At 59.1% G+C, this 5,288-nt stretch carries 7 protein-coding genes; 1 reads left to right on the top strand and 6 read right to left on the bottom strand.

Annotated features, from left to right (window positions below; genetic code table 11):
* Positions 1-89 precede the first annotated feature (89 nt).
* Positions 90-503 carry an alternative ribosome rescue aminoacyl-tRNA hydrolase ArfB gene (gene arfB / locus QMX93_RS29545; RefSeq protein WP_282359091.1) on the top strand — a complete coding sequence of 138 codons (414 nt, stop codon included), beginning with the start codon at positions 90-92 and terminating at the stop codon, positions 501-503.
* Here arfB and QMX93_RS29540 read toward each other — a convergent pair.
* From QMX93_RS29540 to phhA, 6 genes are all read right to left on the bottom strand, one after another.
* The gene (locus tag QMX93_RS29540) at positions 500-1,687 is read right to left on the bottom strand and encodes an MFS transporter (protein ID WP_172680087.1); all 1,188 of its coding nucleotides are present in this window, start codon (positions 1,685-1,687) and stop codon (positions 500-502) included. The two genes, arfB and QMX93_RS29540, sit on opposite strands and share 4 nt — an antisense overlap.
* Before the next feature lie 115 nt (positions 1,688-1,802).
* On the bottom strand, positions 1,803-1,985 hold the full coding sequence (locus QMX93_RS29535; RefSeq protein ID WP_053118279.1) for a hypothetical protein: 183 nt from the start codon (positions 1,983-1,985) through the stop codon (positions 1,803-1,805).
* A gap of 70 nt (positions 1,986-2,055) precedes the next feature.
* Positions 2,056-2,187 (bottom strand): hypothetical protein, encoded by a 132-nt coding sequence (locus QMX93_RS29530; RefSeq protein ID WP_008088845.1) that lies wholly within the window; start codon positions 2,185-2,187, stop codon positions 2,056-2,058.
* 361 nt (positions 2,188-2,548) lie between these two features.
* Entirely contained in the window at positions 2,549-3,742 is a 1,194-nt protein-coding gene (locus QMX93_RS29525; RefSeq protein ID WP_282359088.1) for an amino acid aminotransferase, read from the bottom strand.
* Entirely contained in the window at positions 3,742-4,098 is a 357-nt protein-coding gene (locus QMX93_RS29520) for a 4a-hydroxytetrahydrobiopterin dehydratase (protein WP_016771115.1), read from the bottom strand. The genes QMX93_RS29525 and QMX93_RS29520 overlap by 1 nt, the downstream gene beginning before the upstream one ends.
* Positions 4,099-4,167: 69 nt before the next feature.
* Entirely contained in the window at positions 4,168-4,959 is a 792-nt protein-coding gene (gene phhA / locus QMX93_RS29515) for a phenylalanine 4-monooxygenase (RefSeq protein ID WP_282359087.1), read from the bottom strand.
* Between the last annotated feature and the right edge of the window lie 329 nt (positions 4,960-5,288).

The raw sequence follows: 5,288 nt of genomic DNA, 5'->3' as shown, positions 1-5,288 counted from the left end.
TTTTAAAAACTAAAAAATGTCGGCCGCCGGCGGCAGCTCCTACAGGGTTCATGGCGTATCCTGCACGCTCTGAATACGGACGCTTTTCCATGCTGGTGATTTCCAACAATGTGCATCTGCCGGATGCCGAGATCGAATTGACCGCCATCCGCGCGCAAGGCGCCGGTGGGCAGAACGTCAACAAGGTCTCCAGCGCCATGCACCTGCGCTTCGACATCCCGGCCTCGTCCTTGCCCGAGTTCTACAAGGAAAGGCTGCTGGCGCTGCGCGACAGTCGCATCACCAGCGATGGCGTGTTGATCATCAAAGCGCAGCAATACCGCACGCAGGAAGCCAACCGCGCCGATGCAATGGAACGGCTGGTCGAGCTGATCCTCAGCGCCACCAAAGTCGAAAAGAAACGCCGCCCGACCAAGCCGACCCTCGGTTCGAAGAAGCGTCGGCTCGAATCGAAGACCAAGCGCGGCAGCATCAAGGCCGGGCGTGGCAAGGTCGACTTCTAGTCTTCGCGGTACTTGGCCGTGTGCTTGTACAGATAGACGCTTAGCGCCAAACCGCTCAACGCGGCGAGAGCAGCGAACAGGAAGATCGAGGCAAACCCGAATCCCGCCGCAATCGCCCCGGCCAGTGGCCCGGTGATCCCCAGCGACAAGTCAATGAACAGCGAATAAGCCCCGACTGCCGCGCCACGGCTGGACGCTGGCACCAGATTCACTGCCTCTACGCCCAACGCCGGGAATACCAGCGAGAAGCCGAAACCGCTCAACGCCGCACCGGCCAGTGCCCAGTGTGCGTCCGGCGCCAGCCACAACAACAGCAAGCCCAGCGTTTCCACCGACAGGCAGGCAATTGCCACGCGGAAGCCGCCGAGGCGGTTGATCAGGTTGCCGAACAGCAATCGCGCACCGATGAAACTCGCGCCGAACAGGCTCAAGCACAGCACCGCGTTTTCCCAGTGCTGAGTCGCGTAATAGAGTGTGATGAAGGTGGCGATGGTGCCGAATCCGATCGAGCCCAGCGCCAGGCCGCAGCCGTGGGGAAATACTTTACCGAGCACATGCATGAACGGCAGGCGTTCGCCGGCGACAATCGGCGCGGCGGTTTTCGGCCACGCCAGCGCCAGACCGAGAATGGCCAGCAAGATGATGCTGACGCCCATGCTCCACAATCCCAGCTCGCCAACCAGCCACACGCCGAACGGTGCGCCGATCGCCAGTGCGCCATAACTGGCGATGCCGTTCCAGGAAATAACCTTGGCGGTGTTGGCCGCACCCACGCGGCCAATTCCCCAGCCAATCGAACCCGAGCCAACCAGGCTTTCAGCGCTGCCCAGCACCAGTCGGCCAATCAACAGACTGATCAAACTGAGCATCGGCATGTTCGGTGTCCACGCCGAAATCAGCATGAATACGCCGCTCAAGCCGCAACCGGCCAGGCCAATCATCACCGCCCGTTTGCTGCCCTTGTTGTCGATGATCTTGCCGGCGTACGGACGGCTGAGCAGGGTGGCGAGGTATTGCACGCTGATTACCAGCCCAGCGATTACTGCGCCGAAACCCAGATCGCTGTGGACGTAACCCGGCAACACCGCCAGCGGAATGCCGATGTTCAGGTAACCGATGAAGGTGAACAGGACGATGGAAACGACTTGCAGCGTAACCGCCAGGGGGCGCTGGGGCTCGGACATAGAGGACGACATGGGTAAAGATCCACGGGAGCGGCAGATTAGATAGGCTGCTTATGATACCGGCGCGGAGGAATCTGGGGCGGGGAAAAGTAAAACTATTTGCCGGATGGCAGATTCACGGCTTGGCCGGCGCAACCAATTGCGTGGTGACGAGTGCGGCGAGGGCGTTTTCTTCAGTGCCGAAACGGGCGAGCAGGGCGGCCTGTTTTTCGGGGGAGAGACGGTTCCAGATATCGATCATCTTCTCGGTGGCGCCGATCAGTACGGCAGCTTGGCTTTCGGAGAATTCGTCGGTCATGGCGGGCTCGGGGTTCAGGCAGTGTGGAAAGCGCATGTTAGCGCTTTCCACACGGTCTGTACGACGGGTCTTACTCTTCGTTGTCGGCCGGACGGCTCTCAACGGCTTCTTTCGGCTCGGGCTGTTGGGCGCCGGCTTGTTGCGTGGTCGTCTGCTCAGGTACGTGCAGGCTTGGGAAGGGGAGATTAGGAATCTCGTGCATGGTTGCGCTCCTCGCTAAGTCTGTTGATAGATCTGGTAGATCCGCGCTTTTACAAAGCCTGCGCAGGATACAGCAGGAAAAATGACAATCAGACTTTTAATTGAAAATAATGCGACAGATGGCCGCAGGGGAGGGCAAAAACTGTGGTGATTGATCGTCCCCACGCTCTGCGTGGGAACGCCTCAATGGACGCTCTGCGTCCGCTGTTGGGACGCAGAGCGTCCCGGGCTGCATTCCCACGCGGAGCGTGGGAACGAGCAAATGTAGGAGCTGCCGAAGGCTGCGATCTTTTGATCTTTGTTTTTAAAATCAAGATCAAAAGATCGCAGCCTGCGGCAGCTCCTACAGGGGGATTGCGGTGTTATTTGCAGACGCTGGCGATTGCTTCGGCCAGCAGCGCGAGGCGGGTGGCGTCGATGCCGGCGACGTTCGCGCGGCCTGAGCTGACCATGTACACGCTGTGATGCTCGCGCAGTTGTTTCACTTGCTCCGGCGACAAGCCGGTGTAAGAGAACATGCCGCGCTGCACGCCGATGTGTGCAAAACGCTCGCGCAAACCGTGAGGCTCCAGCGCTTCAACCAGACCGCTGCGCAGCTGCGCAATACGCAAACGCATCGCTTCCACTTCATCAGCCCAGCGCGCTTTCAGCTCTGGATCAGCGAGGATCGTCGCAACAACAGCAGCACCGTGATCCGGCGGTGTCGACCACAAGTTACGGGCGATGTTGGCCAATTGACTACGGATGTCGATGAGCTTGTCAGCGCTTTTCGCGCAGACAATCAGCGCGCCGGTGCGATCGCGATACAAGCCGAAATTCTTCGAGCAAGAACTGGTGATCAACAACTCGGGGATCTCGGCCGCGAACAACCGTGTCGACCACGCATCCTGTTCCAGTCCGTCGCCAAAACCCTGGTAGGCAAAGTCGATCAGCGGCAGCAGATTGCGGCTGCGCACCACGTCGAGCACACGCTGCCAGTCGTCGTGGTTCAAGTCGAAACCGGTCGGGTTGTGGCAGCACGCGTGCAGCAGCACCACATCACCTTTCGGCACTTCATTGAGCACGGCGAGCATGCCTTCGACGTCGAGGCGGTTGTCGCTGCCCACATACGGGTAGTGACTGACCTTGACCCCGGCCGCAGCGAAAATGGTTTCGTGAATCGGCCAGGTAGGGTTGCTCAACCACACCCCTTTGCCTGGCAGGCACTGAGCGATAAAGTCAGCGGCCAGACGCAGCGCACCAGTACCGCCCGGCGTCTGGGTGGCGCCGGCACGTTGTTCGGCGATCAGTTTCGAGTCTGCGCCAAGCACCAATTCGTTGATGACTTTGCCGAACAGCGGATTGCCGTGGCCACCGATGTAGGTCTTGGTGTCCTGGCTTTCGACCAGTCGCGCTTCGGCGATTTTCACCGCTTCCGGGATCGGCGTCAGGCCTTGGGCATCCTTGTAGACGCCAACGCCCAAGTCGAATTTGCGCGGGTTGGTGTCCTGCGCATACGCCTCCATCAAGCCGAGGATCGGGTCGCCGGGTACCCGGCCGATGGCGTCAAAGTGCATTACTTGCGTCCTTCTGCGGTCTTGGCCACTTCGTCAGTGCGCGCGGCCATGATGAAGTCGTTGCGGTGCAGGCCTTTGATCGAGTGGCTCCACCAGGTCACGGTGACTTTGCCCCACTCGGTCAGCAGGCCCGGGTGGTGACCTTCGGCCTCGGAGATCTCGCCAACAGCGTTGGTGAAGGCCAGCGCGTGCTTGAAGTTCTTGAACAGGAAAACTTTTTCCAGCTGCATGATGCCGTCGCGAACTTCGATGTTCCAGTCAGGGATCTGCTTGATCAGGATCGGCAGTTCTTCGTCGCTGACTTGTGGCGCATCGGCGCGGCAGGCTTCGCAGTGGGCTTGGTTCAATGTGGACATGGTCGGTTCCTGAATTCGATTCTTGTTGGAAATTACTATCTTTGCACGCAAGTCGCGAGCGGGTTCTGCTCAGGCCGCTTTCGGCTTTGGCGGAAATTTTGGCGCGTGCAGACCCAGCTGCATGCCTTGTTTGACCATGGCCATGATGTCTTCATGGGCCACGTCGAACAGGCGCTTGAGGTTCGGCAGGACGAAGTACAGCGGTTGCAGGATGTCGATGCGGTACGGCGTGCGCATCGCTTCGAGCGGGTCGAAGGTTTGATGCTCAGGTTCGTCCGACAGCGAATAAACGGTTTCCTTTGGCGAAGACAGAATGCCGCCGCCGTAGATGCGTTTGCCTTGCGGGGTGTCGACCAGGCCGAACTCGATGGTCATCCAGTACAGGCGCGCCAGGTACACGCGTTCTTCCTTGGTCGCTTGCAGGCCGAGTTTGCCGTAGGTGTGGGTGAATTCGGCGAAATACGGGTTGGTCAGCAGCGGGCAGTGGCCAAAAATCTCGTGGAAAATGTCCGGCTCTTGCAGGTAGTCCAGCTCTTCGCGAGTACGGATAAACGTCGCGACCGGAAACTGCTTGCTGGCGAGCAATTCAAAAAACGTCTGGAAAGGAATCAGTGCCGGCACGCGGGCGACCTGCCAACCGGTGGTCTCGCCGAGCACCTTGTTGATCTCGCCGAGTTGCGGAATGCGGTCGTGGGGCAGACCGAGTTTCTCGATACCGTCCAGGTACTCCTGGCAGGCACGCCCTTCGATCACTTTCAACTGGCGAGTGATCAGCGTGTTCCACACCGCGTGTTCTTCGGCGGGGTAGTCGATAAAACCTTGCGCATCGGGCTCGCGGGCCACGTATTGCGTCTGCTTCATACTGCTCTCCTGCTAGGGGGATTCGTTCTTGTTATGTCCAGCGATGGACTCAGAATTACCTGAGAGAGAGGTTGTGTGCAGTAGGTTGGATCGAGACCGCGTAGGAAATTTCCGTGGATTTCGTAAAGTTATCGTTACGGTTTAGGCGTTATCGCGCATTTGCGGCGATTCACCGGTTTGAAAAGGTCGGCGACTGTCACATAATCTTGACAACTGTTTGCGCACCACCAAAGAAAACTGGCGGCGCTGTCCCCTGTAGGAGTGAGCCTGCTCGCGATTGCGATGAATCAGTCGCCATCAATATCAACTGACCGACCGCCATCGCGAGC

It is taken from the genome of Pseudomonas sp. PS01303 (assembly GCF_029959385.1).
Lineage (GTDB): Bacteria > Pseudomonadota > Gammaproteobacteria > Pseudomonadales > Pseudomonadaceae > Aquipseudomonas > Aquipseudomonas rustica.
The sequence above is the reverse complement of the archived record's forward strand: the minus strand, read 5'-3'. Positions and strand labels throughout refer to the sequence as shown.

What these genes read in the sequence shown, in the direction of transcription:
- arfB (WP_282359091.1), top strand. Translation starts at nt 90, where the DNA reads ATGCTGGTGATTTCCAACAATGTGCATCTGCCGGATGCCGAGATCGAA.
- QMX93_RS29540 (WP_172680087.1), bottom strand. Translation starts at nt 1,687, where the DNA reads ATGTCCGAGCCCCAGCGCCCCCTGGCGGTTACGCTGCAAGTCGTTTCC.
- QMX93_RS29535 (WP_053118279.1), bottom strand. Translation starts at nt 1,985, where the DNA reads ATGACCGACGAATTCTCCGAAAGCCAAGCTGCCGTACTGATCGGCGCC.
- QMX93_RS29530 (WP_008088845.1), bottom strand. Translation starts at nt 2,187, where the DNA reads ATGCACGAGATTCCTAATCTCCCCTTCCCAAGCCTGCACGTACCTGAG.
- QMX93_RS29525 (WP_282359088.1), bottom strand. Translation starts at nt 3,742, where the DNA reads ATGCACTTTGACGCCATCGGCCGGGTACCCGGCGACCCGATCCTCGGC.
- QMX93_RS29520 (WP_016771115.1), bottom strand. Translation starts at nt 4,098, where the DNA reads ATGTCCACATTGAACCAAGCCCACTGCGAAGCCTGCCGCGCCGATGCG.
- phhA (WP_282359087.1), bottom strand. Translation starts at nt 4,959, where the DNA reads ATGAAGCAGACGCAATACGTGGCCCGCGAGCCCGATGCGCAAGGTTTT.